Origin of the sequence: Candidatus Tisiphia endosymbiont of Thecophora atra, assembly GCF_964026395.1 — a bacterium.
GTDB lineage: Bacteria > Pseudomonadota > Alphaproteobacteria > Rickettsiales > Rickettsiaceae > Tisiphia.
Map to the genome: position 1 here is coordinate 656394 of NZ_OZ032145.1, position 17300 is coordinate 673693.

The 17300-nt window shown below is 32.8% G+C and carries 19 protein-coding genes and 1 tRNA gene; 16 read left to right on the forward strand and 4 right to left on the reverse strand.

Going from position 1 to position 17300, the window contains the following annotated elements; translation table 11 throughout:
* Positions 1 to 3: 3 nt before the first annotated feature.
* The 3 genes from AAGD45_RS03265 to AAGD45_RS03275 form a co-directional block, all read right to left on the reverse strand.
* Positions 4 to 231 carry a hypothetical protein gene (locus tag AAGD45_RS03265; RefSeq protein ID WP_341761980.1) on the reverse strand — a complete coding sequence of 76 codons (228 nt, stop codon included), beginning with the start codon at positions 229 to 231 and terminating at the stop codon, positions 4 to 6.
* Positions 232 to 329: 98 nt separating this feature from the next.
* The gene (locus AAGD45_RS03270; RefSeq protein ID WP_341761981.1) at positions 330 to 509 is read right to left on the reverse strand and encodes a hypothetical protein; all 180 of its coding nucleotides are present in this window, start codon (positions 507 to 509) and stop codon (positions 330 to 332) included.
* A gap of 186 nt (positions 510 to 695) precedes the next feature.
* On the reverse strand, positions 696 to 1349 hold the full coding sequence (locus AAGD45_RS03275; RefSeq protein ID WP_341761982.1) for a nucleoside 2-deoxyribosyltransferase: 654 nt from the start codon (positions 1347 to 1349) through the stop codon (positions 696 to 698).
* 634 nt (positions 1350 to 1983) lie between these two features.
* On the opposite strand from AAGD45_RS03275, the gene AAGD45_RS03280 reads away from it, so the two are divergent.
* From AAGD45_RS03280 to fabG, 3 genes are all read left to right on the forward strand, one after another.
* Positions 1984 to 4227 (forward strand): tetratricopeptide repeat protein, encoded by a 2244-nt coding sequence (locus tag AAGD45_RS03280; protein WP_341761983.1) that lies wholly within the window; start codon positions 1984 to 1986, stop codon positions 4225 to 4227.
* Between the two features lie 170 nt (positions 4228 to 4397).
* Positions 4398 to 5438 (forward strand): recombinase RecA, encoded by a 1041-nt coding sequence (gene recA, locus AAGD45_RS03285; RefSeq protein ID WP_341761984.1) that lies wholly within the window; start codon positions 4398 to 4400, stop codon positions 5436 to 5438.
* Between the two features lie 2 nt (positions 5439 to 5440).
* The gene (fabG, locus tag AAGD45_RS03290; RefSeq protein WP_341747245.1) at positions 5441 to 6166 is read left to right on the forward strand and encodes a 3-oxoacyl-ACP reductase FabG; all 726 of its coding nucleotides are present in this window, start codon (positions 5441 to 5443) and stop codon (positions 6164 to 6166) included.
* 175 nt (positions 6167 to 6341) lie between these two features.
* Here fabG and AAGD45_RS03295 read toward each other — a convergent pair whose 3' ends face one another.
* Positions 6342 to 7160, reverse strand: coding sequence for a YihY/virulence factor BrkB family protein (locus AAGD45_RS03295; RefSeq protein ID WP_341761985.1), 819 nt, complete (start codon positions 7158 to 7160; stop codon positions 6342 to 6344).
* 451 nt (positions 7161 to 7611) lie between these two features.
* Here AAGD45_RS03295 and AAGD45_RS03300 point away from each other — a divergent pair, with 451 nt between their 5' ends.
* From AAGD45_RS03300 to rplL, 13 genes are all read left to right on the forward strand, one after another.
* Positions 7612 to 7986: a helix-turn-helix domain-containing protein gene (locus AAGD45_RS03300; RefSeq protein WP_341747243.1), complete on the forward strand. Its 375-nt coding sequence runs from the start codon at positions 7612 to 7614 to the stop codon at positions 7984 to 7986.
* Positions 7987 to 8125: 139 nt separating this feature from the next.
* Positions 8126 to 8815, forward strand: coding sequence for an RNA methyltransferase (locus AAGD45_RS03305; RefSeq protein WP_341761986.1), 690 nt, complete (start codon positions 8126 to 8128; stop codon positions 8813 to 8815).
* Positions 8816 to 9246: 431 nt separating this feature from the next.
* Positions 9247 to 9630, forward strand: coding sequence for a 30S ribosomal protein S12 (gene rpsL, locus AAGD45_RS03310; RefSeq protein ID WP_341747241.1), 384 nt, complete (start codon positions 9247 to 9249; stop codon positions 9628 to 9630).
* A gap of 19 nt (positions 9631 to 9649) precedes the next feature.
* Positions 9650 to 10138 carry a 30S ribosomal protein S7 gene (gene rpsG, locus AAGD45_RS03315; RefSeq protein ID WP_341747240.1) on the forward strand — a complete coding sequence of 163 codons (489 nt, stop codon included), beginning with the start codon at positions 9650 to 9652 and terminating at the stop codon, positions 10136 to 10138.
* A 9-nt stretch (positions 10139 to 10147) separates the two neighbouring features.
* Positions 10148 to 12223, forward strand: a complete 2076-nt coding sequence (fusA, locus tag AAGD45_RS03320) for an elongation factor G (RefSeq protein WP_375330848.1) — start codon at positions 10148 to 10150, stop codon at positions 12221 to 12223.
* 85 nt (positions 12224 to 12308) lie between these two features.
* Complete coding sequence (locus AAGD45_RS03325; RefSeq protein WP_341761987.1) at positions 12309 to 12920, forward strand: palindromic element RPE1 domain-containing protein; 612 nt, start codon at positions 12309 to 12311, stop codon at positions 12918 to 12920.
* Between the two features lie 209 nt (positions 12921 to 13129).
* Positions 13130 to 13205 (forward strand) — tRNA-Trp (locus AAGD45_RS03330).
* A 21-nt stretch (positions 13206 to 13226) separates the two neighbouring features.
* Positions 13227 to 13427: a preprotein translocase subunit SecE gene (gene secE / locus AAGD45_RS03335; RefSeq protein ID WP_341748453.1), complete on the forward strand. Its 201-nt coding sequence runs from the start codon at positions 13227 to 13229 to the stop codon at positions 13425 to 13427.
* Between the two features lie 22 nt (positions 13428 to 13449).
* Complete coding sequence (nusG, locus tag AAGD45_RS03340) at positions 13450 to 13980, forward strand: transcription termination/antitermination protein NusG (RefSeq protein WP_341761988.1); 531 nt, start codon at positions 13450 to 13452, stop codon at positions 13978 to 13980.
* 793 nt (positions 13981 to 14773) lie between these two features.
* Positions 14774 to 15208 carry a 50S ribosomal protein L11 gene (gene rplK / locus AAGD45_RS03345; protein WP_341758590.1) on the forward strand — a complete coding sequence of 145 codons (435 nt, stop codon included), beginning with the start codon at positions 14774 to 14776 and terminating at the stop codon, positions 15206 to 15208.
* A 3-nt stretch (positions 15209 to 15211) separates the two neighbouring features.
* A complete protein-coding gene (gene rplA / locus AAGD45_RS03350; protein WP_341761989.1) occupies positions 15212 to 15919 on the forward strand; it encodes a 50S ribosomal protein L1 in 708 nt (235 codons plus the stop codon).
* Between the two features lie 21 nt (positions 15920 to 15940).
* On the forward strand, positions 15941 to 16450 hold the full coding sequence (rplJ, locus tag AAGD45_RS03355) for a 50S ribosomal protein L10 (RefSeq protein WP_341761990.1): 510 nt from the start codon (positions 15941 to 15943) through the stop codon (positions 16448 to 16450).
* A 32-nt stretch (positions 16451 to 16482) separates the two neighbouring features.
* Positions 16483 to 16851 (forward strand): 50S ribosomal protein L7/L12, encoded by a 369-nt coding sequence (gene rplL, locus AAGD45_RS03360; RefSeq protein WP_341761991.1) that lies wholly within the window; start codon positions 16483 to 16485, stop codon positions 16849 to 16851.
* Positions 16852 to 17300 lie beyond the last annotated feature (449 nt).

The window sequence follows — 17300 nt, forward strand, 5'->3', positions numbered from 1 at the left end:
ACTTTAAATATCTTGATTTTCTTTTCTGCCTTGATACACCATTGGCACGGCATATTCTATTGAAAGTTTATCTATCCAACTATCAAACATACACCATGAAGATAAGGCAGTAATAGAAATTTTTCTATTGTTTTTTACTAATGTTTCAACTAGCTGAAAGTAAATTTCTCTTTGACTATAAGTGGCATCAAAATCTAATTGTATCAGTTGTCTAGGTTGAGATGCAGACAAAATAATATTACTTAAATCAGTTAAACTTTTTGCATCTAATTTTCCTTTTGCTTTCGTTTCTAAACGAAAAACTGGAATAATAAAAGTATTAGCTGGGGTTATAAGAGTATTTGTTCTTGGTATAATTTTATTTTATCTAGGTCTATATAGATGGTAGCTATTAAGGATGCAATGGCTGTATTATTATCAATAAATAATAAGTCATCTGATCTATGCCAACTCCATAGTGTTAGATTAGGTACTTTATCATATTTAAAAAGAAAAACTTTATAATACAAAACTATAGTTAATGGGAATATTAAAATAATTACCAAATTCTTATATGATAAATTTGGTATATATCGAACTATAAGTTCTAAGGCTCTTAACAGCAATTATCTTTTAAAAAAAATTAAATATTTTTATCTGTATTTTATATCAATAAAAAATATTATTGTTATACTATTTTCAATAGTCCGTCTTGACTAGTACATATCTAAATCATTAAGTATATGAAAGTACTTATCTAGCATTTTCTTATCTAAGTTATCAGGCAGCACTAATGGCGGTGTAGCAAATGCTTCATCTAATGCCTTAATAATAGACTGAACCATAAAAAGAGATAATGCTTTGGATATACTGTGTGCATCACCTGAATGTTGCTTATATAAATCTTGGTATTTTGGCACTATATCCTCAATTATGACAACTTTAGTACGCGGATAATTTGACATCATCAGATTCCAAGGATCACCTTGGGTTCTTTTATGATCTCCCCCCAACCTAATATCACTTCTATATAATACTGCAGGTTTATTTAAAAATTTACTATGAATAAATTCCACTACTGTACCAGAATCTGGATCTGACCCATCAAAACTAAATATGCCTCCATCAGCTTCTTTTACAGATTTTAAATCATTATTTTTTATGTGTTGAGCATGGATATCCCTTTGTTCTAAATTTTGAGGTAATATACATTTATACTTACCACTAGATGCCTCCTCTAGGGCTAAAGCCAAATATAAATTACCTATAAGATCCTTATTAGTAAATAAGGGACCTGCGAAATACAAATCATAAGATTTTTTAGTTACATTCTCCTTAGAAGATGCTACTGAATTCACATGATTGATCATATATTAAAGTCCTATGTTAGTTATGAATAAAAAACAATTTATGATCTAGACTGATTTGTCAAGATAAAATTTCCAGTAATTTTTTCAGGGCAGTTTAAAAGTCCCGACTAAAGTTATGACTTTTAAACTGCCCTGTAATTTTTTCCTATTGCATTTGATAGTTTATAACTTACTATAACAATTTACAAGCTGTTAATTGTATCAATATATGTTGTAAATATATTCCATCAATTTCAATGTGATAAATTGTACAGCAAGTTTGCAAATCAGAATGCCCTCGTTAAATGAGGAGTTTGACGATGTCATTTACACTCCTGATAAATAATACTGCTCAAATCACTAGTTACGTTGGGATAAGGTTATAATTTAGAGGTCTATCGGCGTTATACATGTCAAAAATCACCATAAGGGATTATTTATACGAACTTTGAGATTGTAAAGATGCTCTACTGATACTAGGCTAGTGGAATTTAGGTTCAGAATTAGCAAACAAACTTTCCTACTTTTTAATGATTTTTATTATTAATATTTAAACTTAAGTTGAATTATTTTTGTTTATTCTTTATAGTTATTCGTATAATGTGTTTTATACGTAACCGCTAGGGCATAATTTATTTTTCACCGGTTTCATTATATGAAAGAATTCTTACTATTAATCATAGTATTAATCATTAATACTAGAACTTTGGCAAAAGAACAAATAACTAATTTAATCACCCCAGTTAGTTATTTTGTCAATCATGAGCAACAACTTAAAATTCTTGAGAAACATTTAGATAAATATAGACAAGCAAGTATAGTGGGTACTAGCGGTATAGGTAAAACTCAATTAATTAGGATGTATAGTTATGAGAATAAAAATAATTATGATCTAATTTGGTTTTTTGATTGTAACCTTGATTTTAATGAACAATTTGTTAAATTAGCCCAACAACTCAATATGGTTAAACAAACTAATATATCTGAAGCAGTAACTCTAGCTAAAAAAGAAGTAATGTCATATTTAACTTCTACTAGTAAATGGTTATTGGTATTTGATAATTTAAAAGTTAATGAAAATAAAAAAGTACAAGACTTTATTGATTGGGAACATAATGGTCAGGTCGTGTTTTGTTCGCAAGATAATGATAAGTTACCTAATATTATAGCAATGACCTTGTTTGATAAACCTACTATCGTAACTTTGGCTAATACTTTATTGGATAATAAAGATAAAAATAGTATCGAATTTTTAACGCAATCTTTTAGTGGTTATCCAATACTTATAGTGCAGGGGGCTCAATTACTTAATAAAATTAAAGGTCTAGATAAAGAAGAATATAAAAAGAAAATTTATCAATCGACTGATAAAATAGCAACAAATATTAGTATGGCTATTCAACAATTAAACCCTAATGCAGTAACATTACTTAATAAAATAGCTTTATTAAATAACCAAAGCTTCTCAAAACAGCTTCTTACTACTATTACTGATCATAAGGATACTTTAGATGATGATATATATCAACTATCTAAATTTATGCTAATCAGTAATACTAATGCTAGCGAGGATAATCCTATTTTTGAAATGCATGATATAATTAGCAATAAAATAATGGAACGAAATGGCAATAGTTCTAAAATATATTTAGAAAATATTATTAGCAAATTACCTAAATTTAAAGGGACTTATTCAGGATATTTGTGGAGGGGTGCCAAAACTATACCAGAGAATTTAGAAATTATTCTAAAAAACTCTGAAAAATATAATGTTAACCTATACGCAATACTTGCCTTAAGAGTTGAGTTATTTTCTTTGTATGTCAACCTTCATAATACCAGCAAAGCGCAACAAATGTTTGATTGGTTTAGTCAAAAAGAGAAAGAATTTAAATTGTGGAAGATGTCTGAATCTCAAAAATTTTGTTATGCTAGGTACTTAGTAGCAATAGGAATGTATTTGATAACATCAAGCAATTTTGACGTAATGATTTCTTATCTTACTAGAGCATTAAAGATTTTGGACAAGCTTGATGATGATGAAGCTAATTATTCCCTTAAACTTACTTTAATTTCTTATACATCTTGGGCTTATATATTTTTAGGCGAAATAAAACTAGCTGAAAAATTTCTTAAAAAGGCTGAAAAACTAGCAAAACAAGGAGTAATACAAGAAATTGATATATCTATAATATATTTTTTAAAAAGTACATTATGTGAGGCACGAGGCAAATATCAGGAAAGTTTAGAGTGGGAAGAGAAAGTTATTGAACTACGTATAAAAAATGGGGTACATATTAATGACCCAATCCTTAGTGGACCTTATATATTTAGAGCAAAGATATTGAATTCTCTTGGTAGATATCAAGAAGCTTATGCTCAAGCTCAACAGTTATATGATATACTTAAGCCCATAAAGCATAAAGATCATGAAATATTTGCAGATATTTATACAGAAATGGCAAGAAGTGAACTAGGTTTAGGTAAAATAGATAAAGCTTCTGAATACATTAATAAAGCTATACATATGTTGCTAGCAAATGAAAACAATGATTCTGAAAGTGCAAATTATTCTAAGAATCCTAATTTAGCAGATAGTTATATAGCACAAGGAGATATTTTGTTTGCCCAAGATAGGCTTAAGCAAGCCATAGAATCTTACAAAGAAGCGTTTGTTATACTTCATTATTTATATGGAGATAGAAGTAAAAATATTGCCCTAATAAGTTATTTGTATAATCATGGAGCAAAAGCAGCTTGTAAAAGTAAAGATTTATATAATTATAAATTCTTTGGTAAGCCACAAATTAAGGAGTTTGGCATACATTATCCTAATACCGTTGATATGCTTGAATATTGTAAACAATATAACATGGATTTGTGGGTCAAGAACAATTAAACATTAAGGTTGCTGTTGACAGATCAGCTTTAGGTTAAAGAATAGATTCTTTTAATTTTTAGTTGCAATTTTTAAATCACTATGATATTAATATTTGTAATTATTTTACTGGATTTTCCTCGTATGTTACTTTATTAATTTAATTTAATTTTATTAAGCTGATTCTAGAAATGAACGTTATAGACAAAGAAAGAGCATTGCTTGCTGCACTTAGCCAGATTGAAAAAAGTTACGGCAAAGGTTCTGTCATGAAACTTGGTCAACGCCCTGCTGTAGACGTTGAGGCAATACCAACAGGATCTCTAGGGCTTGATTTGGCACTCGGTATAGGTGGTTTACCTAAGGGAAGAATTATTGAAATTTTTGGGCCGGAAAGTTCAGGAAAGACCACTTTAACTCTACATGTAATTGCTGAAGCACAGAAGAAAGGTGGTACTTGTGCTTTTATTGATGCAGAACATGCTTTAGACCCAGCATATGCCAAAAAACTTGGCATAAATATTGACGAGCTTATTATTTCTCAACCAGATACTGGAGAGCAGGCACTTGAAATAACTGATACTCTAGTACGTTCTGGAGCTATTGATATGGTCGTTATAGATAGTGTTGCTGCTCTTGTGCCTAAAGCAGAGATTGAAGGGGAAATGGGTGACTCTCATATGGGGTTACAAGCTAGATTAATGAGCCAAGCACTTAGAAAACTCACTGCATCAATTTCAAGAACTAATTGTATAATTATTTTTATTAACCAAATTAGAATGAAAATAGGCGTTATGTTTGGTAGTCCAGAAACTACCACAGGTGGTAATGCTTTAAAATTTTATGCCTCAGTAAGGCTAGATATTAGAAGAATTTCAACAATCAAGGATAAAGAAGATATAGTAGGAAGCCAAACTAAGATTAAAGTTGTTAAAAATAAAGTCTCTCCACCGTTTAAAACGGCAGAATTTGATATAATGTATGGTAGTGGTATTTCTAGAGAAAGCGAGATAATTGATCTTGGTGTTAAATTTGAAATAATAGAAAAATCAGGTTCTTGGTTTTCATATAATGACACTCGTATAGGTCAAGGTAGAGAAAATGTCAAACATTACCTAAGAGAACACCCTGCTATCTGCTCTGAAATAGAACAACTAATTCGTCAAAAGTCTTCTCATAATACTAGTGTTACTTTTGATAGCGAAACGATAACTATAGAAGAGGAAGAATAGAAATGATAGATTTAACTGCTAAAAAATCTCTAATTACTGGAGCATCTGGGACAATTGGTGGTAGCATTGCTAAGCTATTCCACTCTCTTGGTAGTCATGTGATAATTAGTGGTAGTAACCAAGAGAAATTACAAGAACTTGCAAATAACTTAAAAGATAATTATACGATAGTACCATGTAATCTAGCAAATATTGATGAATGTACTAACTTGGTGTCTAGTCTTGAACAAATCGACATTTTAGTTTGTAATGCCGGAATCACTAAAGATATGCTGGCAATAAAAATGTCCAATGAAATGTTTGATCAAGTTATAGATATAAACTTAAAAGCTAGCTTTATTCTAAATCGTGAAGCGATAAAGAAAATGATGAAAACTCGTTATGGTAGAATAATTAACATATCATCTGTGGTTGCAGTTTCTGGTAATCCAGGACAGGCAAATTATTGTGCTTCCAAAGCTGGTTTGATCGGTATGACAAAGTCTCTAGCAATTGAGGTAGCAAGTAGGGGTATCACAATTAATGCAGTTTCTCCTGGTTTTATTAAATCAAACATGACTGATAAATTAAACGAAGCTCAAAAAGAGGCTATAATGCAAAAAATTCCTCTTAGAACTTTCGGAGAAGCCGAAGATGTTGCAAACGTAGTAGCTTTCCTAGCAAGCGACAAAGCTTCCTACATCACTGGTCAAACTATCCATGTTAATGGTGGAATGTTGATGATATAATTGAAGAAGTGAAATTATGAAATGGAGCGACGCCTATTGTATGTAATAGGCGAGCGAAGACGATGCTACCTACTTCTCATCAATTGACTATGGTAGTAAACTATTGTTCGTGCATGCACGCCTCAAAGTTTTGCGATAGCTTTTCTTGAGAGCGGAAGAGTATACTCTTCTGCTTTCAAGGATATTCTCTTAGTAGGTAATTAAATTCTGCACCATATATAAAAATCATGTTAATAATATAAAAAAATATTAAAGTCACTATTATACTACCAAGTGAACCATATATTATACTTAATTGGTTATAATATATTATATAGGTAGATAATAAATATCCACTTATCACCCATAAAATTACCGTTAATAAAGCTCCAGGAACTACGTCTGTAAAATTTAATTTTGCATTAGGGATTATATAATATAGTGATGAGGAGGTAATAAATAATGAGCAGAAAATGATAACATATCGAAAAAGGGTTAAAGTGTGCTTATGTTCTTCTATCATTTGTAAAATAATCGGTAGTTTTGTTAATATTATTGGTACTATAATGAGAATAAGCATGGCAAAGGTAATGAATATACTGATTACTAAAAACTGTGCTATGCTAAGTAATCTTCGCCTTATGTAGGTAGGAGGAGATTTTATCTCATATACCCTATTTAAAATTGTTCTTAAACATTCAACAAAAGATGAAGCCGTCCAAATACTTCCCATTATCGCTAAGGTCATTAGACTTTGAGGAGGAGTTTTTCCAAGTTCGTTTATCCTAGTTTTTATTGAGTCAGTAGCCAGTTCTGGCATACTCTCAAGAAGAATAGTAATAAAATTCTTTCCCAGTTCTGATGCTCCAACAAAACTTGTTAGTGCTAATAAAAAAACTAAAAAAGGAAAGATCGTTAGGAGTACCATAAATGACATATACCCTGAATGTTCAACACCATCATGTTCAATTGTTTTAAAGGCTGCCTGATATAGGCATTTTATAATTCTTTTCATCAAGTAACTTTCTTTTGTTTTATATAATCATTCAAGTATATATATAAAATTCAACATTATCACTTTTTATATTAAGTATATTTTTTAACATTCTGCAATAATTCTTTAAATATCCTAGTTAATTCTATGATTTTAATTTTTTAGTCTTATTCTATCTAGAATAGTAAAAAAAGGTTAAAAAAATACGATAAAAATGAAATTATAATTTACAAGGTTGCTAAGTATCTATAAGATCAGTATAATTATATAATAGTTAAAAAATATTAAGCACTACTTGTACATAAACAAAAAATATAATCAATACTTACTGATAGTAGACAGTTTACATGTGGGTATTCCTATGTGAATTGTTGGCTTTCTAGGTTATATAATATATGACAGTAATCTTTTTATTTGTTAATAATCTATTATATTCTTAAAATTTAATAGTTCATGCATAAGGGAGTTAATTATGGTACGAAGAAATGACTACATACAAAAAGTTGATCAGTTTATAGGTGGGAAAATCTATTCTCTAAGGCTTGCCAAGGGGTTGTCACGTCAACAACTTGCAGAGGTAATAGAGGTAACACATCAGCAGTTACAAAAATATGAAAAGGGTATTAATAGAATATCAATAGGTAGGTTGGTCCTTATTGCTAAAGCATTAGATAAAAATATCGATTATTTCTATCAAGGTTTAGAAGATGCTGACAATGTCGAGCCTGTACTTACTCAACATCAGCGTATGTGTATAGAAGTGTCAAGGAATTTTATGAAAATTCGTAACTCAGAACATCAGCAAGCAGTTAATGCATTGATACGTTCTTTGATTAAAGAAGATTAGATAAAATAAAAAAATCATTGGCTCATTATGAAACTAATAGTTGACAGAGATGAAAGAGTATAGTAATTATATACGAGTAGTTAGTAGGAATTAAGTAGCTATTTAGAAGAAAATAATTACATATTAATCAAAGATATTTATGCCAATTATTATTTTAGTAGCACCTCAAATGGGTGAGAATATTGGTGCTGCTGCTAGAGCAATGAAGAATTTTGATGTTTCAGAGTTGAGAATCGTTTCACCTAGAGATGGTTGGCCGAATGAACAGGCACGTAATATGGCGGTATCAGCGGTAAATATCATAGATAATGCTAAGATTTATGATAGTTTGGAAGCAAGTATAGAGGATATAGATTATTTATATGCAACAAGTTCAGCAACACGTAATATCAATAAAAACTATGTTCTATCAGAGCATTTAAGTCAGGATTATCCTACAGGTCTTAAAGTTGCCATCATGTTTGGTCGTGAAAATTGTGGTTTGCGAAATAGAGAAATTACTTATGCTCATAAAATTATTAACATTAATACAGGGGGTTTTAGTTCTCTTAACATTGCACAGTCAGTAATTATTATATGTTATGAGCTATTTCGTAATAAACAGCTGAGAATGAATGTTAGTAATGAACAGGACGTAGCATCAAAAGGAGAAGTAGGATATTTCTTTGAACATTTGTTTACTGAATTAAACAAAAAGAATTTCTTTAAAGTGCCTGAGAAAAAATTACACATGACTCAAAATATTATGAATATTTTTACTCGTATAGATAAATTATCTAGTACAGAACTACAAACTTTAAGGGGAATAATTACAACCCTAAGTTCATAAAAATAACTAATCTAGTCAATGTTGTTAAAAACTCGTTGCTTTTATAAAAAAAATAGCTATAGTTCCACTTGTTGCCGCTTAATAGTGAAAGTACCCCAATTCGGGATAAGAATTAGTTAATTCTTATTCTGAATTGACTTTAATAAAGGAAAAATGCATTCATTAAAGCGGTTTTACGAATGCATTTTAAACCTTTCTAAAGCTAAAAACATGATGTTAAAAGATTAAAATTATGTTTTTAGTAAAATATTAATTTAACAATCAGATGCAGAGTCGTCTCAAATCTGATTGTTTCGATAATTTCACCGAATTTGGGATAAGAATTGACTAATTCTTATCCCAAATTCGTGTAAAGTGGTATAGTATATAGTTTCCCCTATAGCTTTAAGGGTTGATAGATAAATATCAAAAGGAAAAATTTGGAGTATTGAATGCCAACAAACAATCAGTTAGTACGTTTTGGAAGACAGTCGAAGATTCGTAGGACAAAATCCCCAGCTTTGGAATCTAATCCATTTTTGAAAGGTGTTTGTGTAATAGTGAAAACTGTTACTCCTAAGAAACCTAATTCTGCTCTTCGTAAAATGGCACGTGTTCGCTTAAGTAATGGGCAGTACGTGAATGCTTACATACCTGGTGAAGGGCATAATTTACAAGAACACTCTACGGTGTTGGTAAGAGGCGGAAGGGTTCCTGATCTTCCAGGTGTTAAGTACCATATAGTACGCGGTGCTTATGATACTCAGGGTGTAAAAAATCGTAAGCAAGGACGCTCACGTTATGGTACATCAGCGAAGCAAGCTGTAAAAAAATAATTTGAAATAGAGAGATAAAATGTCACGTCGTCATGCCGCAGAGAAAAGGGTTATCTTGCCTGATATGAAATATAATAGCCCTCTGCTTGCTAGGTTTATTAATAATATCATGAAGGAAGGGAAAAAAGCTCTAGCCGAAAAGATAGTATATTCTGCTTTTAGTAAAATAGAAAAAAAACATAGGGTAGATCCTTATGAAACTTTCAATAATGCTATGAATAATGTAAAGCCATATCTTGAGGTTACCTCAGTGCGTGTGGGAGGTGCAAATTATCAGGTTCCTTCCCCTGTTGATGAAAGAAGAGGGTATGCACTTGCGTCACGTTGGATTATCAATGCAGCAAATAAACGTTCTGAAAAAATGATGATTGATAAGTTGGCGGAGGAATTATTTGAAGCATCAAATAATAGAGGAGTTGCTATTAAAAAAAGAGAGGACACTCATAAAATGGCTGAAGCTAACAAAGCTTTTGCTCATTTTAGTCCCAAAAAATCGCAACCAAGGTAATTAAATCATATGGCGATTACAGAATTTTCTCTTGCTAATACTCGTAATATAGGTATTTGTGCTCATATTGACGCTGGTAAAACTACTACAACCGAGCGTATTCTCTTTTATACAGGAAAATCACATAAAATTGGTGAAGTTCATGAAGGCGGTGCCACTATGGATTGGATGGCACAAGAACAAGAACGTGGTATCACTATTACTTCTGCTGCTACTACCTGTTACTGGAAAAATATAAGGATTAACATTATTGATACCCCAGGTCACGTGGATTTTACAATAGAAGTAGAAAGGTCTTTACGTGTTTTAGATGGAGCAGTGGCGGTATTTGATGGTGTGGCCGGTGTTGAACCTCAGTCAGAAATAGTTTGGAGACAAGCTGATAAATATAAAGTACCTAGAATGTGCTTTGTCAATAAAATGGACAGAATGGGTGCTAATTTCTACAAATGTGTAGAAATGATTAAAGATCGTCTTGGTGCAAAACCTCTAGTAATTCAGTTGCCAGTTGGTATTGAAGAGAATTTCAAAGGAGTTATTGATTTAATCAAGATGCAGGCAATAATTTGGAAGGATGAATCTCTTGGAGCTGAATATTCGTACCAAGAAATCCCTGCTGATATGTTAGAAAAGGCTGAGGAATACCGTGCTTTGCTAATTGAAATGGTTGCTGAGAATGATGATCATTTGATGGAGAAATATTTATCAGGTGAAGAATTTACTGAGGAAGAAATTCAAGTAGTAATAAGGAAAGGAACGATTGACCGAGTCTTTTTTCCTGTGTTATGTGGTAGTGCCTTTAAAAATAAAGGTGTGCAACCTTTGCTAGATGCAGTTGTTGACTACTTACCTTCACCAATCGATATTGGAATAGTCAAGGGAATAGATATTAATTTTGGAGAAGAAAAAGATTTTAAAATATCAGCATCTGAACCTTTCTCTGCTTTAGCTTTTAAGGTAATGACCGATCCATTTGTTGGATCTCTTACATTTATCAGGATTTACTCTGGTAAGATTAGTTCAGGTGCTACTGTCATTAATACGGTAAAAGACCAAAAAGAACGAGTAGGTAGGATGCTTCTGATGCATGCTAATGAAAGAGAAGATATTAAGGAAGCTTTTGCAGGAGATATTGTTGCTTTAGCTGGTCTTAAAAATACCACTACTGGTGATACTTTGTGTGATCCGGATAAGCAGGTTATTTTGGAGAGAATGGAATTTCCTGAACCGGTTATTGAATTAGCTGTAGAGCCAAAATCAACTGCTGATCAAGAAAAAATGGGAATGGCATTGTCTAGGTTAGCTGCTGAAGATCCATCTTTTAGAGTATCAACTGATCAGGAAAGCGGTCAAACTGTTATTAAAGGTATGGGTGAACTGCATCTAGAGATTATGGTTGATCGTATGAAACGTGAGTTTAAAGTTGAGGCTAACATTGGAGCACCACAAGTAGCTTATCGGGAGACAATTACCAAGCCTTGTGAAATTGATTATACTCATAAAAAGCAATCTGGTGGAGCTGGACAATTTGCACGGGTTAAAATAATATTTGAACCTCAAGAAGCTGGAACAGGATTTACTTTTGAAAGCAAAATTGTTGGAGGAGCTATACCTAAAGAATTTATTCCTGGTGTTGAAAAGGGTCTAAATAATATTAAAGATACAGGTGTAGTTGCCGGCTATCCAATGATTGATTTTAAAGCAACTTTGATAGATGGAGCATTCCACGATGTAGATTCAAGTGTACTTGCATTTGAGATTGCTGCAAAAGCTGCTTTTAGAGAAGGTATGCCAAAAGGTAATCCAAAATTACTTGAGCCAATTATGAAAGTTGAAGTAATTACTCCTAATGAGTATATGGGGGATATTATTGGTGATCTAAACAGTCGTAGAGGACAAATGCAAAGTATGGATCCAAGAGGTAATGCACAAGTTATAACTGCAAATGTGCCGTTGGCCGAGATGTTTGGGTATGTTAGTACTTTGAGATCTTTATCACAAGGTAGATCTCAATATAGTATGGTTTTCTCTCATTATGAGCAAGTACCATTACAGGTGGCCGAAACTATTAAAGCTAAGAAATAAAAAAATTATTAAGATAGCTATTAGTGTATCATATATAATATGCTATAATGTTATTTTTTGTGAATAAATAATATAAGGCGTGAAAATGGCTAAGATGTCGTATGTTGAGGAATTTGTAGGAGACACGGAACGCAAAGCCGCAGCGTACTCAGACGTACGTGAGAATTCAAGTACCGTATCGATGTCCGAATCATCGGTAAAAGTAGAATTTTGCAAAATGTCTAATGAATTATTGCAATTAGTTAAGGGTGATATTGACTTGTATGGCAACTGGGTTTATTCAAAATTAAATTTGATGATGGAAGATATTAACGGAGATATTAATAACCGTGATGAGTTGCAAGAGCTACAAAAAGAACTCTTATATAAGGCGGCATGCCTTAGTAAAAATACTAAAATAATGGATTATTTACTAAGTAGTGTTGCCATACAGAAAGATGAGTATGATACAGTGTTATTTTTGGCAGAAAGCTTTAGTAATAGTGAGATGGAAAAATGTTTACTAGACTACGCAAAGATTAGAGATAAGACATTAAAACAAGAACTAATTTCCGGTGATAGTAAAGATAGTTCTGATGAGACAATATCAGATACGTTATCTAACGTAACATTAACTGATTCAGAACAAGAACAGTTCGAGGAAGTAACTACTATAGGGGATGGGTCAGAAGAAATTACAAATATACTAAGTGTGTAAGTTTAAGTAAGTATAATAGTCCTAAAGGTTGATGTCATTCCCGCGTAGGCGGGAATCTAAAAAATACTATGGATAATGTTGTTAGATATTTTATATCCTGCACCAAAGCGGGGATGACACCGAGGTTACTTAAGTTAATAAAACTTGCACACTTGGTAAATATAGAACTTTATTAAAAAAATAGTTTGATTTTTTAGTAAAAATATGATAGGAGTGTAGCTCAATTGGTAGAGCGTCGGTCTCCAAAACCGAAGGTTGCGGGTTCGATTCCTGTCGCTCCTGCCAACTGTAATGAGTTCGTATAATATGTTAAAGGAAAATAGAGTCTACAAATTTTATGAGCAAGTAAAGCAAGAAGTTTATAAAATTGTTTGGCTTGGTAAGAAAGAGCTGATAACTTCAACTCTTATAGTAGTGGTGGCTGTATTTATTTTTAGTATAATTTGTTTGGTGTTAGACTACGGTATACATAGCATAATGCAGGTTTTACTTAATATTGGGAAGTAAAGAATAGGTTTAGGGAAAAGTTGTGGTACAGTGGTACGTTATTCATACATTATCAGGCTCAGAAAAGCGTGTAAAGCAAATGATTCTCGATCAAATTGCTAAGCAGGGTATGTCGGAGTTTTTTGAGGATATCGTTGTTCCGGTTATTGAAGTACCTGAAGTTAAACGTGGTAAAAACGTTAAGACAGAGAAGAAATTTATGCCTGGTTATATTCTGATTAAAATGAATATGACAGATGATTCTTGGCATTTGGTAAAAAGTGTAACTAAGGTTACAGGTTTTTTAGGTAGTAAAAGTACTCCACAAGCCCTTAGCGAAAAAGAAATACAAAATATTTTTAGTAAACTGGAATCTGAAACCAAAGATGCTAGGATTTCAAAATTATATGAAATTGGTGAGGCAGTAATTGTTACTGATGGTCCATTTGAGACTTTTACAGGGGTTATAGAAGAAATTGATTATGACAAAAATAGATTGCGTGTGTCTATATCTATTTTTGGTAAAGCAACTCCTATAGAACTAAATTTTACGCAGGTTAAGAAAAATAATTAGGGTTTGTTGAGAGTAGGGTGTGTACTCAAATGATCCTACGAATTGGATTTGAAAATGAATGGTGAGAAAGCGTAGCGTACATATAGTATAGTTACATATGCGAATCCATGATATTTTCAAAAAACAATTCGTAGGAGCAGAAGAGTATGCAGTTTATTGTCTCTACCATCCTAGCTAAAGGTGTATGATTGTCAACTTAATGTCATCCCAGCGTAATTTGGGGTCTAAAAAGAGCCTTCTAGGTTGTTTAGACTCTTCTAGACTCTGCTTACGTAGGGGGTGACATTACCGTTAATAGGGATAATACTAAGCCTAGTATTAATTTGTTACATCGATACTTGAGGTTAAGTTGAATTCGATATAATATTTGTCGTTGATGTCATCCCAACGTAAGTTGGGGTCTAATAGCCTTTGCAGGTTATTTTTTGGATTTTCGCTTTTAGCTAGGAATGACCTCGTTTTTGGTTCTGTAAGTACCATTACTTACGTTGGCTTTTTGATCCACGCGTGGGTAATGCCATAACTGTTGAAAGTTAAAAAACCGTTATTGCGAAGTGCCGTTAGGTGCTGTGCAATCTTCGTGGAGTAAGGTATCCTTCACAAGATTGCCACGTTGCCGCTTGCAGCGGCTTTTCGCAATGACGGTTTAAGCCTTACAACAGTGCTTTGCTAATAGACGATTTTTAACTTTCAACAGTTGTGGGCAATGCCTACATGGTAATGACATCGAGAGTGTATTGACAAGGCTCACGTGAATAATGCTATTAATTAAATAAGTAAGGATAAGATTATAATGGCAAAAAAAATAACCGCTTATATTAAGTTAACTGTGCCAGCAGGTAAGGCTAATCCATCCCCACCTATTGGTCCTGCACTTGGTCAGAAGAAACTTAATATTATGGAGTTTTGTAAGGCGTTTAACGCAGCAACTAGTGCTATTGAACCAGGTACTCCTATCCCAGTCGTGATTACTGCTTATGAAGATAATAGTTTTACTTTTGTAACTAAGACTTCTCCAGCATCGTATTACTTAAAACAATTTGCTAAAATTCCTAAAGGTTCTAGTGCTACTAAAAAAGAAGCATTTGTTGGTAAGGTTACCATGTCAGATTGCATTGAAATTGCAAAAATTAAAATGGTAGATCTTAATACTGATAATTTAATAGCTGCCGCTAAAATTATTCGTGGTACTGCTGAATCTATGGGTCTTGAAGTGGTAGGAGATTGATATATGTTAGTTGATAAAAAATTAGTTGGTGGCAAAAAGATTAGAGAAGCAAGAAAAAAAGTAGCTCTAGTTGGCAACCGCACTTTAGCAGAAGGAATAGAGTTACTTAAGTCTGTGTCTTATACTAAATTTGACTCTACTTTGGAAGTGGTGATGAAATTAGGGGTAGATCCTAAGCACTCAGATCAAATGGTGCGTGGTGTTGTCGCATTACCAGCTGGTACGGGTAAAGTTAGTAGAGTTGCAGTGATTTGTAAGGATGAAAAGATAGAAGAAGCTAAAGAAGCTGGAGCAGATATTGCTGGTTCTACAGAAATTATCGATGATATTAAAGCAGGAAAAATTAATTTTGACGTTTGTATTGCAACACCAAATATGATGTCAGCAATAGGTGCAGTGGCAAGAATTTTAGGTCCAAAGGGCTTAATGCCAAATCCAAAACTTGGGACTGTAACTACCGATATTGTAACGGCAATTAAAAATGCCAAAAGTGGTCAAGTAGAGTATAGGGTTGAAAAGGCAGGTATTATTCATGCTGGAGTTGGTAAATTATCATTTTCTAAACAAGATTTGCTAGATAATGCATCAACTTTGATATCTGCTGTAGTTAAAGCAAAGCCTTCTGGTGCTAAAGGAAATTATTTAAAAGCAATATATCTATCTTCTACTATGAGTCCATCAGTAAAAATAGATTTAGCAAGTATATCGTAAAATACGACAAGGAGAGTTAAGGTGTTAAGATCAGAGAAACATGAATTTGTCGTAGAACTTGAAGAGGTGTATAAACGGTCAAATTCCGTGATAATTACTCATTATCATGGGCTTACTGTTAGTCAAGTAACTCTACTGCGTAGGTCTCTTAAAGCAAAAAATGCGGGGTTCAAAGTAGTTAAAAATACTTTGTCAAAAATAGCAGCAAATAAGGCTGGTATTGGTGATATAGTACATTTGCTTGTTGGTCCGACAGCCTTTGCATATTCTGAAGACCCTGTTGAGGCTGCGAAAGTTGTCGTAGAATTTGCTAAAACTAATGAATGTTTGAAAGTAGTTGGTGGTTTAGTAAATAATCAAATATTAGATGCGAATTCTGTACAACAACTTGCAAAATTGCCTTCATTAAATGAGCTTAGAGGTAAAATTATTGGTGTGGTGCAAGCTCCTGCAACTAAAATTGCTGGTGTGGTGCAAGCTCCTGCAGCCAAGCTTGCTAGAGTTTTTCAAGCTTATGCAAATAAAGAATAATTTAATAAAAAAGTTTTAAGAGGAAGAAAATTATGACAGACCTAGTAAAAATCGTAGATCAATTGTCAACACTTACAGTAATTCAAGCAGCAGAGCTTGCAAAAATGCTAGAAGAAAAATGGGGTGTAACAGCCGCAGCTCCTGTAGCACAGGCGGTGGGTTCTGTAGCATCAGAAGCAGTAGCTGAAAAGACAGCATTTGAAGTTGTTTTAGTCAGTAGTGGTGATAAAAAAATAGAGGTAATTAAGGTAACTAGAGAACTTACTGGTCTTGGCTTAAAAGAGGCTAAAGAGTTAGTAGATGCTGCCCCAAAAACTATTAAATCTAGTGTAAATAAAGAAGATGCTGAAAGTTTTAAAGCAAAATTAGAAGCAGTTGGAGCAAAAATTGAATTAAAATAATTGAGTGTACCATCGGGTAGAAAAAGCCTAGAGTTTACTTTGGGGGTGTATTAAATAGCTTGTTTGTGTAAGTTCATATTAATTAGGCTCTGTGAAGGTTGTTAGGATAACTTTCTAAGTTAATTATAGAGTGTAGTGATCAAAGAATAGGGACAAAGGGGTAAAGGATTAAGCGTACATTTGTAAGTATGTGAATCCCCAGCAGTTTTTATGGGTATTAACTTAAGCACAGGGTTTTGTTATTGTTGAGCAGTATTTTAACAAAAAAGATGTCATTCCCGTGTAGGCAGGAATGACATTAACCGTCACAGGGATGATATACTCGAATGATTTGGAGAATTGGATTTAAAAATGAGGGGCGAGTGAATGGAGCGTACATAAGGTACGTGAGTACACGAGTCCCTGATATTTTCAAAAAATAATTTTTCAAAGCAGAAGATTATACTTAG